The 17,064-nt window shown below is 60.4% G+C and carries 18 protein-coding genes; 12 read left to right on the plus strand and 6 right to left on the minus strand.

Going from position 1 to position 17,064, the window contains the following annotated elements; translation table 11 throughout:
* The first annotated feature begins 4 nt into the window (after window positions 1-4).
* From hemG to GSVR_RS00065, 3 genes are all read left to right on the plus strand, one after another.
* Window positions 5-1,414 carry a protoporphyrinogen oxidase gene (gene hemG / locus GSVR_RS00055; RefSeq protein ID WP_173197950.1) on the plus strand — a complete coding sequence of 470 codons (1,410 nt, stop codon included), beginning with the start codon at window positions 5-7 and terminating at the stop codon, window positions 1,412-1,414.
* 190 nt (window positions 1,415-1,604) lie between these two features.
* Entirely contained in the window at window positions 1,605-2,147 is a 543-nt protein-coding gene (locus tag GSVR_RS00060) for a DUF1697 domain-containing protein (RefSeq protein WP_173197952.1), read from the plus strand.
* A gap of 142 nt (window positions 2,148-2,289) precedes the next feature.
* On the plus strand, window positions 2,290-3,543 hold the full coding sequence (locus GSVR_RS00065) for a TCR/Tet family MFS transporter (RefSeq protein WP_239077412.1): 1,254 nt from the start codon (window positions 2,290-2,292) through the stop codon (window positions 3,541-3,543).
* 76 nt (window positions 3,544-3,619) lie between these two features.
* Here the strand turns inward: GSVR_RS00065 and GSVR_RS00070 are convergent, their stop codons facing one another.
* Window positions 3,620-4,369, minus strand: coding sequence for a sulfite exporter TauE/SafE family protein (locus GSVR_RS00070; RefSeq protein ID WP_173197954.1), 750 nt, complete (start codon window positions 4,367-4,369; stop codon window positions 3,620-3,622).
* 101 nt (window positions 4,370-4,470) lie between these two features.
* On the opposite strand from GSVR_RS00070, the gene GSVR_RS00075 reads away from it, so the two are divergent.
* A complete protein-coding gene (locus GSVR_RS00075) occupies window positions 4,471-5,352 on the plus strand; it encodes a LysR substrate-binding domain-containing protein (RefSeq protein ID WP_173197956.1) in 882 nt (293 codons plus the stop codon).
* 186 nt (window positions 5,353-5,538) lie between these two features.
* Window positions 5,539-6,219: a DUF2461 domain-containing protein gene (locus GSVR_RS00080; RefSeq protein WP_173197958.1), complete on the plus strand. Its 681-nt coding sequence runs from the start codon at window positions 5,539-5,541 to the stop codon at window positions 6,217-6,219.
* Window positions 6,220-6,272: 53 nt separating this feature from the next.
* Here GSVR_RS00080 and GSVR_RS00085 read toward each other — a convergent pair whose 3' ends face one another.
* Both GSVR_RS00085 and GSVR_RS00090 read right to left on the minus strand, forming a co-directional pair.
* The gene (locus tag GSVR_RS00085; RefSeq protein ID WP_173197960.1) at window positions 6,273-6,950 is read right to left on the minus strand and encodes a DNA alkylation repair protein; all 678 of its coding nucleotides are present in this window, start codon (window positions 6,948-6,950) and stop codon (window positions 6,273-6,275) included.
* 89 nt (window positions 6,951-7,039) lie between these two features.
* A complete protein-coding gene (locus GSVR_RS00090; protein ID WP_173197962.1) occupies window positions 7,040-7,396 on the minus strand; it encodes a helix-turn-helix transcriptional regulator in 357 nt (118 codons plus the stop codon).
* A 418-nt stretch (window positions 7,397-7,814) separates the two neighbouring features.
* On the opposite strand from GSVR_RS00090, the gene GSVR_RS00095 reads away from it, so the two are divergent.
* Window positions 7,815-8,846 carry an aldo/keto reductase gene (locus tag GSVR_RS00095; protein WP_173197964.1) on the plus strand — a complete coding sequence of 344 codons (1,032 nt, stop codon included), beginning with the start codon at window positions 7,815-7,817 and terminating at the stop codon, window positions 8,844-8,846.
* Between the two features lie 27 nt (window positions 8,847-8,873).
* Window positions 8,874-9,695, plus strand: coding sequence for a nitroreductase family protein (locus GSVR_RS00100; protein WP_203978751.1), 822 nt, complete (start codon window positions 8,874-8,876; stop codon window positions 9,693-9,695).
* A 51-nt stretch (window positions 9,696-9,746) separates the two neighbouring features.
* Here the strand turns inward: GSVR_RS00100 and GSVR_RS00105 are convergent, their stop codons facing one another.
* Window positions 9,747-10,655, minus strand: coding sequence for a LysR family transcriptional regulator (locus tag GSVR_RS00105; protein WP_173197966.1), 909 nt, complete (start codon window positions 10,653-10,655; stop codon window positions 9,747-9,749).
* A gap of 125 nt (window positions 10,656-10,780) precedes the next feature.
* On the opposite strand from GSVR_RS00105, the gene GSVR_RS00110 reads away from it, so the two are divergent.
* Window positions 10,781-11,392, plus strand: a complete 612-nt coding sequence (locus tag GSVR_RS00110; RefSeq protein WP_173197968.1) for a LysE family translocator — start codon at window positions 10,781-10,783, stop codon at window positions 11,390-11,392.
* A 41-nt stretch (window positions 11,393-11,433) separates the two neighbouring features.
* Here GSVR_RS00110 and radC read toward each other — a convergent pair whose 3' ends face one another.
* Window positions 11,434-12,123 carry a DNA repair protein RadC gene (gene radC, locus GSVR_RS00115; RefSeq protein WP_173197970.1) on the minus strand — a complete coding sequence of 230 codons (690 nt, stop codon included), beginning with the start codon at window positions 12,121-12,123 and terminating at the stop codon, window positions 11,434-11,436.
* Between the two features lie 234 nt (window positions 12,124-12,357).
* Between radC and GSVR_RS00120 the strand changes: the two genes are divergently transcribed.
* Window positions 12,358-12,978, plus strand: coding sequence for a DUF47 domain-containing protein (locus tag GSVR_RS00120; RefSeq protein WP_173197972.1), 621 nt, complete (start codon window positions 12,358-12,360; stop codon window positions 12,976-12,978).
* Window positions 12,971-13,972 carry an inorganic phosphate transporter gene (locus tag GSVR_RS00125; protein WP_173197974.1) on the plus strand — a complete coding sequence of 334 codons (1,002 nt, stop codon included), beginning with the start codon at window positions 12,971-12,973 and terminating at the stop codon, window positions 13,970-13,972. The genes GSVR_RS00120 and GSVR_RS00125 overlap by 8 nt, the downstream gene beginning before the upstream one ends.
* 146 nt (window positions 13,973-14,118) lie before the next feature.
* On the opposite strand, the gene GSVR_RS00130 is transcribed toward GSVR_RS00125, so the two are convergent.
* Complete coding sequence (locus tag GSVR_RS00130) at window positions 14,119-14,601, minus strand: DUF2062 domain-containing protein (RefSeq protein ID WP_173197976.1); 483 nt, start codon at window positions 14,599-14,601, stop codon at window positions 14,119-14,121.
* Window positions 14,602-14,689: 88 nt separating this feature from the next.
* Here GSVR_RS00130 and GSVR_RS00135 point away from each other — a divergent pair, with 88 nt between their 5' ends.
* Both GSVR_RS00135 and GSVR_RS00140 read left to right on the plus strand, forming a co-directional pair.
* Entirely contained in the window at window positions 14,690-16,009 is a 1,320-nt protein-coding gene (locus tag GSVR_RS00135; RefSeq protein WP_239077413.1) for an endonuclease Q family protein, read from the plus strand.
* A gap of 59 nt (window positions 16,010-16,068) precedes the next feature.
* Complete coding sequence (locus tag GSVR_RS00140) at window positions 16,069-17,007, plus strand: peptidylprolyl isomerase (protein ID WP_173197978.1); 939 nt, start codon at window positions 16,069-16,071, stop codon at window positions 17,005-17,007.
* The last annotated feature ends 57 nt before the right edge of the window (window positions 17,008-17,064 follow it).

Consider the following 17,064-nt stretch of genomic DNA (forward strand, 5'->3'; position numbering starts at 1 on the left):
GGAGATGAAAAAAGTGATCGTGATCGGCGGCGGCATCTCGGGTCTCTCCACTGCCTGGCTGCTGCGGGACAAGGCCCGCAGGGCCGGCATCGAGCTGGACCTGACGTTGCTGGAAAAAGAGGCCACGCCGGGGGGCAAGATCCGCAGCATCCGGGAGGAGGGCTATTTGTGCGAGTGGGGCCCCAACGGTTTTCTGGACAGCAAGCCCCAGACCCTGGATCTGTGCGGCGCGATCGGCGTCGGCGGCAGCCTCCATCGCAGCAACGACAATGCCCGCAAACGCTTCATTTACACGGGGGGTGAACTGCACCGCCTGCCGGAAAATGGCCCTTCCTTTCTGAAGAGCGGGCTGATCTCCTGGCCGGGCAAGCTACGCCTGGCCTTGGAGCCGACCCCGTTCATCGCCAGAGCCCCCGGGGGGGACGAAAGCCTGGCCGCCTTCGGTCGCCGCCGCCTGGGTCAGGAGGCGTTGGACAAACTGATCGCGCCCATGGTATCCGGCATCTTTGCCGGCGACCCGGAAACCATGTCGCTCAACTCCTGTTTCCCCCGCATCGCCGAGCTGGAGCGTGAGTACGGCGGGTTGATCCGCGCCATGGTCATGCTGGCCAGGAAGAAGAAAAAAGAGGTGGCCGAGGGGAAGGTGGTTTCCAGCGCCGCCGGACCGGGGGGCGTTTTGACCTCCTTCCGCGAGGGGATCCAATTCCTGACCGACGCCCTGAACGCCTCGCTGGGGGATATCGTCCAAACGGGAATTCAGGTGACGGCGGTGGAGCAGGGGCAATCGGCTCCGTACCGTTTGCAATGCAGCGACGGCCGCGAGTACGAGGCCGATGTCGTCATCGTTGCCTCGCCCGCGTTTGCTGCGGCTGAGATGCTGTCCGGCTGCGACGATACGCTGGCGACCATTCTGCGCCAGATCCCCTATGCCAGTATGACGGTGGTCTGCTTCGGCTACGAGCGTGACCGCATCGGCCATCCCCTGGACGGCTTCGGCTACCTGATCCCCAAAAAGGAGGGGTGCAGCATTCTCGGCACCCTGTGGGACTCCAGCATGTTCGAGAACCGGGCGCCGCAGGGGAAGGTGCTCCTGCGCAGCATGATGGGTGGGGCCTGTTTTCCGCAGTACGTCACACTGAGCGACGACGAGGTGCGGACAAGGGTGATGAAGGACCTGAAGGATGTGATGGGGATTACGGCAGATCCCTCCTTTGTGCGCATCTTCCGGCACGAGCAGGCTATCCCCCAGTATACCGTTGGGCACGGCCAGCGCCTGGCAGGGCTGGAGGAACGGCTGAAAGGCCATGCGGGCCTGATTCTGACCGGCAACTCCTACCGCGGCATCGGGCTGAACGACTGTGTGGCCGCTGCCCAGCGCGCTTCGGACGAGGTACTTACACTCCTCGGACAATAATGAGTTATGCAGAAAAACAGGCGTTGAAACTTAAACTACCTTAGTCGGGTAGGGAAAAGCATGGAAACATCGACGGTGAGCTGAACGCGGAGAAGCATACGAAAATTTTCGACTCGGTCAGATCCGGAAAAGCTCCAGGCGATGCAGGAAGCGGTGCGGGTGGCTTCAATTTATTCTTTTCGGAGGATATGTGCAGACCTGCATAGCATTGTTCAGGGGGATCAACGTCGGAGGGAACAATACCCTTTCCATGAAGGACTTGGTTGCACTTCTCGAATCGCTTGGGCTCGATCGAGTCAGAACCTGCCTCCAGAGCGGCAACGCCGTATTTCGGACCGCAGAGGACGACAGGAGGCATCTTGCCTCTGCCATTAGGTCGGCGATCGGAAAACAGTACAGTTTCGAGCCCGCGGTCCTGCTGCTGACCGTGGCGGAGATGGAGCAGGCGGTTGCGGCGATCCCCTTCCTCGACGCCGTGAACGAGCCGGCCACGCTGCACCTGGGGTTCCTGGACGCCGTACCGGAACACCCTGACAGGGAGGGGCTGGAGAAGCTGAGGAACGGGAGCGAACGGTATGAGCTGAAAGGGAATGTCTTCTATTTGCATGCCCCTGACGGCACCGGCAGATCCAAACTGGCAGCAGGCGCCGAGAGGTTGCTCGGCGTACCCATGACCGGTCGAAACTGGCGGACCGTGGGCAAGATCCTGGTCCTGGCGAAAAAGGAGCCGTGAGACGGGAAATCATGACGGTACCGGCGGCGGAAACCGGGACGCGGAAGCCTGGAACTGCATTATTCGGCTGGCAGAGATGGCACTGCTTGGCAGCACGGAGAATTATGCTGCGTAGTGACACCATGAAATGGGCATTCAATCGATGAACACCTTCAAATTCATTACTTCCCGGGGCAGCCGTACGGCGGCCATGCCGTTCATCATGCTGACGGTGCTGATCGACATGGTATCCATCGGCCTGATCATCCCGGTATTGCCGACGCTGGTGGGAGGGTTTGCCGGCTCGCAGGCGGATCAGGCGTTCTGGTACGGGGTGGTGGTGTTTTCGTTCGGGATCGCCAACTTCTTCGGTTCGCCGATCCTCGGGGCGCTGTCCGATGCCCATGGCCGCCGCCCGCTGCTTCTGCTCGGCTTCTGCGGACTCGGCCTCAACTTTATCGCCACCGGACTTGCCACGGCCCTGTGGATGCTGGTCGTGGTGCGATTGATCGGAGGCGCGCTGCAGGCCAACCTGGCCGTGGCCAATGCCTACGTGGCGGACATCACCCCTCCCGAAGAGCGGGCCAGGCGTTTCGGCATGCTGGGCGCCATGTTCGGCGTCGGTTTCATCATCGGCCCGGTCCTGGGGGGCGTGCTGGGGTCGATTGCCATACAGCTCCCCTTCTTCGTGGCCGGCGGCTGTGCCATGCTCAACTGGCTCTACGGTTATTTCGTGCTGCCCGAGTCGCTGCCCGCCGAACGCAGGCGCCCGTTCCACTGGAGCAGGGCCAATCCGCTCACGTCGCTGCGCGAGTTGGGCAGGCTGCACGGTGTCGGCCGCCTGGCGGCCGTGGTCGCCCTGAGCGGGCTTGCCCAGTACGTGCTGTTCACCAGTTGGGTGCTGTACACCACCTTCAAGTTCGGCTGGGGGCCACGGGAGAACGGCTGGTCACTGGCCGTGGTCGGCCTCATGTCGCTGATCGTGCAGGGTTTCCTGCTCGGCCGCATGCTGAAACACGTCACTCCCCGGCGCCTGGTGGTTGCCGGGCTGGTGTCGTCGGCCCTGGCCCACCTGGCGTGGGGTGCCGCCACCCAGGGGTGGATGATGTACGCGGTGATCGTGCTGAACGTGCTCGGCTACACGGTTACTGCGTCGCTGCAAAGCATCATTTCGAGCGCTGCCGATCCCCACAGCCAGGGACAGACCCTGGGGGCGGTGAACTCCCTGAACAGCCTGATGGCAGTGCTGGCCCCCCTGTGCGGCGCACCGCTCCTCTCGGCGGTATCGCATCTGCCGCGCGGCGATTGGCGCATCGGCGCGCCGTTCTATTTCTGCGCCATTCTGCAGACCGCATCCCTGATCCTGGCATGCGTTCACTTCCGCCGCCACCGTAGCGACCCTGCACCATCGGCATGAGGATGGACTCCCTGTCGCTCAGGGGTGTGATGACCGGGAAGCCCTGACCGCGATCTGTCGCTGTCGCTCGGGCAAGTCACCGAATGCTCTTCATGAAGAAAATCGCCGTGATGATCACGTTGAAGATGGTGATTCCCATCCGCAGGCGGGCGGGATTGATGCGGCGGGCACAGTGGGCGCCGCTGTACCCGCCGATGACTGCTCCCGCCATCATGGCGGCCGCCTGGGGCCACCAGACCAGACCGGTGGCGGCAAAGCAGAGCACGGCAGCGGCATTCGTCACCCCCACCAGCAGCGTCTTTGCTCCGTTCATGGCCCTGATGTCCGTGATGCCGAACAGGTTCCAGACAGCCATCATCATGATACCGACCGCGCCGCCGAAGTAGCCGCCGTAGACCCCCAGCACCGCCTGGGCGGCCAGAAGCGGAACCGGGCGCATGCCGGCCTTCCACCCCATGAGCGTCCCCAGCCGTGGACCGGCGGCGAATGCCGCAGTACCCACCAGCAGCAGCCAGGGGATAGCCCGGTCGAAGATGGCCGTGGGGGTGATGCGGAGCAGCAGCGCCCCGCACAGCCCTCCGACGAGGCTCACCGCCAGCATCGGTTTCAGCGGCGCTCCGCTGAAGCGCGCGCACTCGCTGCGGTATGCCCAGGCTCCGGCTATGCTACCGGGAAACAGGGCGACCGTGCTGGATGCATTCGCCGAAACCGAAGGGATACCGGTGAATATCAGCACCGGCAGTGTGATGAACGATCCTCCGCCAGCCACGGAATTCATGAATCCGGCTGCTAATCCCGATAGAAATATGAGCACGTGAGAGTTCATGGCGCTACTATCTCTCCTGTTGCCGATCCGGTCAATGTGGGATACGCTGAGCTCGGCTTCGTAAAAAACGAAGCCTACCGATGCGACACCAGGGGGCTCCCATGCGTTTCGACCTGACTGACCTGCGGCTATTCCTTCATGTGGTGGAGGCCGGCAGCATCACCGCCGGCGCCGACCGGGCTCACTTGGCCCTGGCTTCGGCCAGCGCCCGCATCCGCGGCATGGAAGATGAGCTGGGAGCGCCGCTGTTCGAGCGGGTGCGCCACGGCATCGAGCCCACCCCCCTTGGTGAAGCCCTGGTCCACCACGCCCGGACGATCCTGGGCCACGTGGCCGACATGCGGGGTGCCCTTGGCCAATGTGCGCGAGGTTTGCAGGTGAAGGTACGGCTTTTGTGCAATACGGCGGCCTTGACGGAATTCCTGCCGGATCTGCTCGGGCCGTTCCTGGCCCGGCATCCCCATGTCGACGTGGAGCTCCAGGAATCCTCCAGTGCCGAGATCGTCCGCCGGGTGGCGGCAGGTACGGCGGACATCGGGGTGGCAGCAGATTCCGTCGATAATGGCTGTCTCGAAACCAGGCCGTTCCGCATCGATCAACTGGTGACTGTCGTCCCCGACCGCCATCCTCTAGCCGGCGGGGAATCCGTCGGTTTCAGCGATCTGCTCCGCTATCCGTTTGTGGGGCTCACCAAGGGAAGTGCCCTGCAGGACCACCTGGACAGTCATGCGGAGCGTCTGGGCACCCGTATCGGCTACAGGGTCCGGGTGCATGACTTTACGGCGGTCTGCCGTCTGGTGGAGGAGGAGGCCGGTATTGCCATAGTCCCGGAGACCTCTGCACTGCGCTGCGGCCGCAGCATGGCGATACGCCATATTCCCCTTGCCGATGTCTGGGCACGGCGGCAGTTGACGCTCTGCGCACGGGATTTTGCGGCGCTTCCGCTCCATACCCGACACCTGCTCGACGCCTTGTCGGACTGAGGGGCAAAGGTTACGCAAGCCTGTTGCGGCACATACGGTACGTTGACAGGCGAGTGTGTGGTGGTCTATTGTTCGGGGCGTTGCGTCGTAATTCGGGCAACCGATCAGAAATCGACTGCCGGAGCAAAGACGGTCGGGGTAAGGATGCATCTGTGACAGTCATGGCAAACCACCCGGGAGGGGGCTATGAGTACAACATTCACCGGTTTTTCACCCCACTCACTGGCGTTCTTCGAGGAACTGGCCGCCAATAACGCCAAGCCGTGGTTCGAGGCCCATCGGGATGAGTACGAGGAATTCCTGCTGGAGCCGCTCAAGGCCCTGGTCAACGACCTGGCCGGGCCAATGCTGGCCATCGACCCCGGACTGATCACCATCCCGGCGGTGGACCGGACCATCTCCCGCATCTACCGCGACACCCGCTTTTCCCGCAACAAATCACCCTACAAAACCTGCCTCTGGATAACCTTCAAGCGTCCCAGTCCGGACTGGAAAACAGCACCCTGCTTTTTCTTCGAGATCAGGGCCGAGGGCTATCGCTACGGCATGGGGTTCTACAGTGCCACGCGGGAAACCATGGACACTCTGCGGCATTTCATCGAAACCGAGCCGGACCGATTCCGGGAGGAGGTGGGGTGGCTGGGCGGACAGGAATTATTCACGGTTGCGGGGGAGTGCTACAAGCGCCCCCTGAACGCCACTCTGCCCGACGATCTGCAGGAGTGGCACCGTCGCAAGAACCTGTTTCTGGTCTGCAACCGCCAGCCTGATGGCCGGCTCTTTACGCGGGGGATTGTGGAGGACCTGCAGACGGGATTCGAGCGGCTGGCGCCACTGTACCACCTGCTGTGGCGGCTGCGGGGATAAACTTGAGGACAGAGGGGACCGGCGACCACCGCTTCACTCCCCTCATCGCGATATCATGTTTGAGGTAAAACCGGGGAACCAAGCCCCAATCGGTCGAACTCCCGCAGGGCATCCCTGCCGATCCAGCGGGCAGAGGGGCTGTCCATTCCGGCCAATTCCCGCGCCGTTGCCAGTGCAGCCTGTATATCCTTGCGTTTGCCGATCTCCCGCAAGGCCCAGTTGATCCCCTTTTTGACGAAATTCCTTCCATCGGCGGCCTCGTGCCGGATCAGCGCGAGAAAGGGGTGGAACCGCTCCGCAGGGGCTTTCTTCTCTTGCACCGCCAGACGGGCCATTAGCACGAACCCGGCCCGCTTGACGAACTCCCCGCTCCTGCCACTCCATTGTTCGGCCTTGTCCCAGGCAAAGGGGGTGCGGCCGAACAGATTGCCGCAGCACTGGTCGCACACGTCCCATGAATCCAGATCCTCCACCCACTCCTCCATCTGCTCCACGGTTACCTGTCTCGGATCATCCACCAGCGAAGCCAGGATACGGGCTTCGTGAATGCCGCTGCGCCACAGCTCACGGGCGAGACGGTGGTCGCGGCGATGGGTCTTGGCAATCCCGCGCAGCACGGGGATGTTGATCCCCAGAGTGGCGTGGGTGGCGATGCCGTAGCGGGCCATGCCGGTCACGTTGGCCGGGTTTGCCAGGCTGTGGAGACGGGTGATGATTTCAGTGCTGGTCATGGCTGCGTTCAAATTCTGCAAGGCATACCGTCAAAGTGCGGCTGTGGGATGGTGGCGGGCAACACCGCCGGCCAAATGGAAAGGGGACGTTATGGCTGTGTCGAACCGGCCTGCGTCCGTGCGAACTGCTCCCGGTAGGCGGCAATGATGGCGCCTACCATGTCGCCGAAGCGCTCCTTGAGCTCCTGGCAGCGAGTCGTGTTGTGCATCTCGACCCCCTTGCGTTCGCTGCGGATCAGCCCGGCCTCACGCAGGATCCTGAAATGCTGAGAGAGGGTCGATTTCGGCAGGGTGCGGTTATCGAGCTGGAGAAAGTTCGAGCAGGTCTTCGGGCATTCGGAACGGGCTATTTCCACATAAATCTGGACCCGTACCGGATCGGAGAGGGCATGCAGCAGGCCCTCGACCGTAACGTCGTTAATTGATGGATGATACAGCGGTTTCATAGTTTTTTTGTAACACACATCTTGACAGACTGTCCAATAGATCATATATTCCGAACTAAAGAACTTATGGATTGCGGGAGATTTACAGGCAGCTGTTTCTCCCCACTGCTGCCGGGAAGGAGGTGCTTGCCATGTTGCGGAAACGCTATCAGCTGCGGGCCATCGCCCATTGCAAGGAAGGCTGCTTACTCTGGTCCCGGGCATGACCGTAAACTGCCCAGCCAGCACAACTGATTCTGCGGCTGCCGTAGTGCACCTGGCAATGCCGGTCCGCTGCGGCAGTTCTGTACTATCCCCCCGCCTGCCCCGATACTTGATTCTTCGTTGAGATGCATTATAGAGAATTACGAGCCGATAGTTATCCGGCAGATCATCATAGACTCACACTTTGAAGAGGTCGCACGAAAAGGAGAACGTCATGGAATATCGCTTTTTGGGAGGTTCGGGCCTGAAGGTGTCCGCCCTCAGCCTGGGTACGGGAACGTTCGGCGGCAGCAACGAGTTTTTCAAGGCATGGGGAGGCAGCGATGTAAAAGAAGCGACCCGCATGGTGGATATGGCCCATGAAGCGGGGATCAATCTTTTGGATACGGCCGACATCTATTCGGACGGCCTGTCCGAGGAGATTGTCGGCGAAACCGTGCGCGGCCGCCGGGGCAAATTCCTGATCTCCACCAAGGCCACCTTCCGGCTGGGAAGCGGGCCCAATGACGTGGGATCATCGCGCTATCACCTGCTGGCATCCTGCGAAGCCAGCCTCAGACGCCTGAAAACCGACTACATCGATATCTACCACCTGCATGGCTTCGATGCCCAGACACCGCTGGAAGAGACCCTGAGCACCCTCGATACCCTGGTCACATCCGGCAAGGTCCGCTATATCGCCTGCTCCAACTTCTCCGGCTGGCACCTGATGAAGTCGCTCGCCCTGGCGGAACGCTACGGCTGGACGCGCTACGTGGCCCACCAGGTCTACTACTCGCTGGTGGGCCGGGAATATGAGTGGGAGTTGATGCCCCTGGGGCTCGATCAGAAGGTCGGCGCCCTGGTCTGGAGCCCCCTGGGATGGGGCCGTTTGACCGGCAAGATCCGCAGAGGCCAGCCGCTGCCCGAGCAAAGCCGTTTGCCCGTGACCAGTGCCCTGGGTCCCCCCGTGGTCGACGAGTATCTGTACACGGTAGTCGATGCCCTGGACGAGGTGGCGGCGGAGACGGGCAGGACCATTCCCCAGGTTGCCCTGAACTGGCTCCTGCAGAGGCCGACCGTTTCCAGCATCATCATCGGCGCCCGAAACGAGGAACAACTGCGCCAGAATCTGGGTGCCACGGGGTGGAACCTGACGGCGGAGCAGGTGGCGCGCCTGGACGAGGCCAGCCGCACAACCCTGACATATCCCTACTGGCATCAGCGGCAGTTCGAGAGGAACCCATTTCCGGTCAGCCAAGCCTGACCGAAAGAACAGGCACGTAGTGCTGCAATGAACAAGGAGATCATGATGGCCCTGGTAACCATTGACCACGCCGCCTGCCGCCGCGACGGCATGTGCGCCGCCGTATGCCCTATGGGGTTGTTCGACACGGATGGCGCAGGTTTTCCCGTTTTCCGTACCGGTGCGGACCAGCACTGCATCGCTTGTGGCCATTGCATCGCAGTCTGCCCCGCGAGCGCGGCCCGGCACAAGGCCCTGCCACTGGAGGATGCACCGCTCATGGGCGAGTTCCCCGTGATTTCCGTGCCGGCCCTGCACCATCTGGTGAGGGGGCGCCGCTCGGTCCGTGAATTCCGGGACGAGCCGGTGCCCGAGGAATTGGTCCGCGAAGTTGTCGAGACGGCCCGCTGGGCGCCGTCAGCCGTGAACCGTCAGCCGGTGCACTGGCTGGTGATCCGGACCCCCTCCGAGGTCAGGCGTCTGGCCGGTCTGGCGGTTGACTACCTGCGTCAGATCAGCAGGCAGGAACCGCGCTATGCGCCGCTCGTCGACCGATGGGAACAGGGCAAGGACCCCATCCTGCGCAACGCCCCTCACCTGGTGGTGGTCCACGCCCCGGACGAGTGGAGCTGGAGTACGGTGGATGCCACCATCGCCTTGACCCAGTTCGAACTGGCGGCCGTTGCTGGCGGCATCGGCACCTGCTGGGCCGGTCTTCTGATGCGGGCCGCCAACGGTCATGTCCCGCTGCGGGAGGCCCTCGGTATCCCCGCGGATCACAGTGTGTACGGCGCTCTGATGTTCGGCCTGCCCCGCTACCGTTACCACCGCATTCCCCCGCGCCAGGCGGCACGGGTCACCTGGAGATAGGTGGACGCTTAGGCAGAGCGATTAACCCGGCCAGATGGCGGTTGCGTTTCTCTACGCACCCTCCCTGGCCGGTAGCTCTGGAAATAACGTGAAAAGCTCAAGAAAGGCCCGTGCCGCTTGGGACAGATACCGGTCCTTGCGATATACCAGGAACAGCTCCCGTTCCAATCCTTCGCCCGCCAGCGGGATTTCCCTCAACATGCCGCCGGAGAACTCCGCCCCCAGTACATGCCGTGACACTATCGAAATGCCCAGATCTGCCGCCACTCCCTGTTTTACCCCCTCGGTCGTGCCCAGCTCCATGATGTGCTTCAACACAATTCCCGCGTTTTCAAAATGTTTCGACACGAGTCGCCAGGTACCGGAGCCCTGTTTCGACAGCAGAAACGTCTGACCGGCGAGCTCCGTCAACCGTACCGGTGATTTGCGCTGTGCCCAGGGATGTCGCGGCGACACGACCAGCACCATGGGATCCTTCATAAAGGACCGGATCTCCAGTCTGGGGTCAGAAGTATAATGGCCGACGAAACCCATCTCGAGGGTGTTGTCCAGCACCCTTTCCGCTATATGGCGACTGAAGGCGGTTTCAACGGTTATCTCGACGGCAGGTGCTTTCTTTCTAAATGTAGTCAGCATACCCGGGATGATGTAGGCCGCAATGGTGACGCTGGCCCCGATGTCCAGTTTTCCGCCTGTGAGACCTTTCAAGTCATCGATGCGCGACCGGGATTGCTCCAATTGAGCGAAGATCGAGGTCGTTGCCGTGTGCAGGATATCTCCTGCCTGGGTAAGCATGACTCTCCTGCCCAACCGGTCGAACAGCCGCACCCCGTAATGCTCCTCCAGTGTGGCAATGTGCTTGCTGATGCCCGGCTGGGTCAGGTGCAGTTCCTCGGCGGCACGGGTAAAGTTCAGCCGCTCGGCCACGGTGTGAAATATCTTCAAGAGGTTCAGGTTCATGGAATTTACCATAACATATAGTTATTGATTTTATAATAACTATTCATTTGAGTCATTGATGGGAGTCAGATTATGATGCCGTCAGGTCGCGGTATCGTCCAGGGAGCCGCGCGAAAGGGGGGCACATGAAGCTTTATCCGGTCTATTTTGCTCTGGCGGCGTTCACGGTGTTCAGCCCCGGTCCCGGCGTCCTCATGACGCTCACGAACTCGTTGTGCTACGGTCTTAAGGGGGCATTCGGTGGGATTTTGGGGATATCCTGCGGGGCATTGGCGGTTGCCGGCATCTCCGCCACGGGCCTTGGTGTCGTGCTGGCCGGCTCCGACCTGGCCTTCACGATAACGAAATACATCGGGGCAGCCTATCTGGTCTATCTCGGCATCAGGCTCTGGCGGTCTCCTGCGTTCATATTCAGGGAGCAGGCAGTGCACGAGGCCGGTTTCAGACGGAATTTTATCAAAGGGATGCTGCTGCAGTTTACCAACCCAAAGGCGATCTTCTTTTTCCTCTCGGTACTTCCCCAGTTTATCGACCGCGACATGAACTTTACCCTCCAATTCACGCTCATGGCCGCGACATACGGTGTGCTGATCATCGTCATCCACAGCCTGTACGCCCTGGGTGCTCAGCAAACGCGGGTGTGGCTCACTTCGGAGGCTGGTGGGCGCGCCATCAACAGGCTGGGGGGCGCATTGTTCCTGTGTTTCGGCCTGCTCCTTGCCGTGGCCGGCAGATAGTGGCGCTGAACCAATGCTGAGACGGATGTACCGCTTGGCAGCTACAGCAGACCCCGCTCCACAAAGCTGACATATTCCCCGTCGCCGACGATGATGTGATCCAGGACGCGGATGCCCATGATCTCACCCGCCTCCTTCAGGCGCCTGGTTATGGCGATATCCTCCTGGCTGGGTGCCGGATCTCCGGTGGGGTGGTTGTGCACCAGGATCACGGCGGCGGCCGACTCCCTGACCGCCGGGTGGAAAACCTCGCGGGGATGGACGATGCTCTGGTTGAGGGAGCCTTCCGAGATCTGCACGCGCCGGATGATGCGGTTCTTTCCGTCCAGGAGCAGCGCCAGGAAGTATTCTTTGCGGCTGTCCCTGAACTCGTGATGGAAATACTCGAAGACCTGCCGGGGTGAGGTAAAGCGGTCGAGGTGTTCCAGTTTTCGGGCCTGGAAACGCGCCGCCAAAGCGAAGGCCGCCTTGACACCGGCTGCTTTGGCGACCCCCATGCCCTTGATGGCGCACAATTCCGAAAGATTGGCGCTGCCGAGCTGCCGCAGATTGTTGTCGAAGTGCAGGATCAGCTGCCGTCCCAGGTCGATGGCGCTCTGCCTGCTGGAGGGGTCGCCGCTCCGGACGATCAGGGCCAGCAATTCGGCATCGCTCAAGCTGGCTGCGCCGTTAATACGCATTTTCTCCCGTGGCCGTTCGTCCTGCGGCCATTTTTTGATCCCGCCGGTCATACACCCTCCGGTTGACACCCCACAACATTTCTTCGGGATTCATCCCTCGTTTATGTGAAGGCATGGGTGAATTCTAATGACAGCAGAATACTGCAAGCAGCCGGCAAAGGCAATAGATACAGGTTTGTTACAAGTCTGTGACATTTCAATGGGCAGCACCCAAAAAATATGTTAGTAATGACAGGTTTAATTGGTGCTCAAACAACGAAGGTTACGGAACGCATGGAGGCGGCAATGTTCGGATTGATTCCCAAAGAAGAGAAGTTTTTTCTGCTGTTCAAGGAGATGACTACCAATATCATCGAAGGTGCGAAGCTGCTCAAGGATATGCTGGACGATTTCGAAAACCCGGCCGAGAGCCAGCGCAAGATCAAGGATGTCGAGCACAAGGGGGATTCGATCACTCACGAAATCATCCAGAAGCTCAACAAGACCTTTATCACCCCGCTCGATCGCGAAGATATCTATGCCCTGGCAGCGAAGCTGGACGACATCATCGATCTGATCGACGCTTCGGCGGCGCGGATCATCATGTACAACATCGAAAGCATTCCCGCATATGCCAAATCGCTCGGTTTCATCATTCTGCAGTCCTGCCAGGCGGTCGACAAGGCTGTTGCCATGCTGGGAAAAAAGACCAACGACGAGATTTTCGCAACCTGCGTCGAGATCAATGCCCTGGAAAACGAGGCCGACCGGGTTTCCCGCGAAGCGATCAGCCGGCTGTTCGACGATGAGAAGGATCCGATCCAGCTGATCAAGTGGAAGGAGATTTACGAGACCCTGGAGCGCGCCACCGACAAGTGCGAGGATGCTGCCAATATTCTCGAAAGCGTGGTGGTGAAGAATGCTTGATCCGGCATTTGTGCTGCTGTGTCTGGTGATCGCGGCTGCGCTGCTCTTCGATTACATCAACGGCTTCCACGACACCGCCAACGCCATTGCAACCTGTGTCTCGACCCGCGCCCTTTCGGTCAAGGCTGCCATCATTATGGCGGCATCGCTCAATTTCATCGGTGCCATGGCCTTCACCAAGGTGGCCAAGACGATCGGCACCGGCATCGTCAACGCCAGCCAGCTGACCCAGATGGTAGTTCTAGCGGGCGTGATCGGTGCCATCATCTGGAACATCATCACCTGGTACTACGGTCTGCCCTCCTCGTCTTCCCACGCCATCATCGGCGGCCTGATGGGCGCGGTCATCGCCCATGTCGGCACCTCCGCACTGCTCTGGGGAGGAATAAAAAAGATAGTGCTGGCACTGATCCTTTCACCCATTTTGGGCACTGTGGCCGGATACTTTTTTGTCGTGATGTTCACGTGGCTTCTGCAGAAACGGTCGCCGACAGGCATCAACCGCGGTTTCCGCAAGATGCAGATTTTTTCGGCCGGCTTCATGGCGTTTTCCCATGGCACTGCCGATGCACAGAAGTCGATGGGCGTGATCACGATGGCCCTGTTGAGTTACGGCATGATCCCCGCTTTCGAGGTCCCGCTCTGGGTCAAACTCACCTGCGCGCTTGCCATGGCATTGGGCACCGCCGCAGGGGGATGGCGGATCATCAAGACCGTGGGGCGTGATTTTGTCAAGCTTCAGCCCATGACCGGCTTTTCCGTGGACTCAGCCTCAACGACCGTCATCCTCGGGGCGGCCATGCTCGGTCTGCCGACCAGCACCACCCATGTTGTCACCTCGTCGATCCTCGGGGTAGGGCTTTCCAAGAGTCTCACAGCGGTCAACTGGAAGGTGGCCCAGCGGATCGTGGTGGCCTGGGTCCTGACGATACCGGCGGCAGCACTGGTGGCTTACCTGACCTACCAGGTGCTGAGCCCGCTGCTGGGCAAGTAGAAAAACAGGTTGAGATTGAGGGTAAGGTTGAAGGCTCGAGGCTATTGATCACCTGCCGTCTGCCCCAACAAAGAAACGCCTTCACAGGATGACCTGGAAGGCGTTTCTTTTATCGTAGATCTCAACCTTAACCTCAGCCTGTCTCTTTACTCCAGCTCTTCGCCCACCTCTTCCATCTCGCGCGTCATCTCGGCCATGGCCGCATCCTTCCGTCTGAACGTAACCACCAGCCAATAGCAGATGAAATAGGCCGCCAATGCTGCGACGAAGCCGATGATCGAGCTGCCCAGCAGGATCGATTTGGCATACGGCTGAATATGGTGCCAGCTCAGTTCCCGCAAGACCAGGTCCCTGGCGGGTTTTCCGCGCAGAAAACGGCCCAGGTTGTAGCTCGCCACCAGGGCCGGGACCACCGTGAGAGGAGTATTTATCCAGGCACCGGTGATGCAGGTCAGTTTGTTGAGGCGGAAGATAAAGGCAACGGCAATGGCCAAAGGAGTATGCAGGCCGAAGAAGGGGGTGAAGCTGATGAAGACCCCGGCGGCAAAGCCGGCGGCGATGTGCCCCGGATGGCTGTCCAGCGACAGGATCGCCCTGAATCGCCGTCTGATGTCGCTTTTATTGATCATAAGGTCTTTTGAGTCTACGGTGTCGGCCGGCAATTTGTCAATGGATTAGGCTTCACCCCTGCCTCCCCTTCTGCTAGTATGAATGCCTATGGATTATATCGCCGATTTGCACATTCATTCCCCCTATTCCCGCGCCACCAGCCGGGAGAGCACCCTGACCGGGCTGGCCTCCTGGGCACGGATCAAAGGTATCAACGTTATCGGCACCGGGGATTTCACCCATCCCGGCTGGTTCAGAAACCTCTCGGAGGAGCTGACGCCGGCTGAACCGGGCCTGTTTCGCCTGAAAAACGAGGCTGCTGCGACCTCCCCCTTGGATGGCTGCATGGGGGACAGCACCCCGGTCCGCTTTCTGCTGTCGGCCGAGATCAGCAGTATCTACAAACGCCACGGCATAGTCAGAAAGGTTCACAACCTGCTGTACGTGCCCGATTTCGAATCAGCAGGCCGTATCAATTCCCGCCTTGCCCGGATCGGCAACATCGTCTCCGATGGCCGTCCAATCCTGGGACTGGACAGCCGTGACCTGCTGGAGATCCTGCTGGAGGAGGCGCCGGAGGGCTTTCTGGTGCCGGCCCATATCTGGACCCCCTGGTTCTCCCTGTTCGGCTCCCGTTCCGGATTCGATTCAATCGAGGAGTGCTTCGGCGACCTGAGCGACCGGATCTTTGCACTGGAAACGGGCCTTTCCTCCGATCCGGCCATGAACCGGCTGATTTCGGGTCTGGACCGTTTCGCATTGATCTCCAATTCCGATTGTCACTCGCCATCCAACCTGGGGCGCGAGGTCAATCTGTTTTCCACCGGCCTGGACTTTTTCTCCCTGCGGGATGCGATCCGCGGCAACCGTCGTGATACCTTCCGCGGCACGGTCGAATTTTTCCCCGAAGAGGGCAAGTACCACTTCGATGGACACCGTGCCTGCGGGGTCTGTCTGGACCCAGACGAAACGCGCCGGCTGGAGCTCTGTTGCCCGGTCTGCCGCAAGCCGGTTACCGTGGGGGTGCATCACCGGGTAATGGAGCTGGCCGACCGCGAGCAGCCGCTTTTCGGCGATGCTGCGCCGCAGGTCTTCAGTTTGATTCCCCTGCCGGAAGTCCTTGCGGATATCACCGGCATGGGGCCCGCATCCAAGCGGGTCATGCGCTGCTATGCCGAAGCGATCAGGCGTTTCGGTTCGGAATTTGCCGTTCTGATGCACGCCCCTCTGGAGGAGATTGCCAGCCACTCGGCAGTGCTGGCCGAGGCAGTGGGGCGCATGCGAAGCGGCCGGGTCATTCGGCGACCGGGCTTTGACGGCAAGTACGGCGAGATACGGGTATTTGCCGATGGGGAGCTGGATCGGTTGGGCCTGTCCGGCAGCGTGTTCGGCGAAAAGCATGCGAATCTGCGATTGAAAAGGACTTGAAGGCCCACATATGTTGTGGTATTTTTTCTATTTTAAAGTTGCCAGACAAAGGAGATGCCGTGAAAGCCACAACCACTGCAAAATGTTTTGCCGTCGCCCTGAGCGCAGTCGCCCTGTTCGGTTGTCAGGGGGGCTCGACAGGCTCCAGCTCGGAAGCAAAGAAGGAAGGCAAGGTGCTGGCCGAGGTCAATGGCGCCACCATAACGACCGGGGACTTCTCTCGTGAGCTGAAGAACCTGCCCGAGTACCTGAAGGCCATGGCCGACACCCCCCAGGGCAGAAAAGAGATGCTGGACACGATGGTGATCCGCGAACTCATCCTGCAGCAGGCCACCAAGGACGGCGTCGACAAGAGCCCCGAGATCGAAGAAAAGCTGCAGGACCTGAAAAAACGGCTGATCGTGGAGGCATTCCTCAAGAAGAAAGTGGAAAGCGAGTCCCAGATTTCGGATGCCGATCTGAAGAAGTTCTATGACCAGAATCTCGACAAATTCAAGACCGGCGAGCAGGTCAGGGCCAGCCACATCCTGGTGAAGACCGAGAAGGAAGCCAAGGACATTCTGGCTCAGATCAAGGCTGGCGGAAACTTCGAAGAGCTGGCCAAGAAAAACTCGGTCGACTCCTCTTCCGCCAAAGGGGGCGATCTGGGCTGGTTCGGCAAAGGCACCATGGTGCCGGCTTTCGAGAAGACTGTCCTGGGATTGAAAGAGGGGCAGGTATCCGACGTCGTCAAAACCGATTTTGGTTATCACATCATCAAGCTGACCGGCAAGCGCCCGGCCGGTACCCGTCCTTTCGAAGAGGTCAAGGACCAGATCAAGGCCGCCATTCTGCCTTCCAAACAGCAGGAGATCTTCCAGAAGATCAAGGAAGATCTTAAAAAGAACGCCAAGATCACGGTCAAGGAAGATGTCTTGAATGCTCCGGAAGGAAAGAAGGAAGAAGGCAAGGCTGGTGACAAGGGGCAGGCCCCGCCCGCCGCACCCGAGAAGAAGTAGCGCCTTCCGGTCGGCATGACGACTGTCTGAGCAACCGGAAAGGTGGGCCATACGTCT

This window comes from Geobacter sp. SVR, assembly GCF_016865365.1.
GTDB lineage: Bacteria > Desulfobacterota > Desulfuromonadia > Geobacterales > Pseudopelobacteraceae > Pelotalea.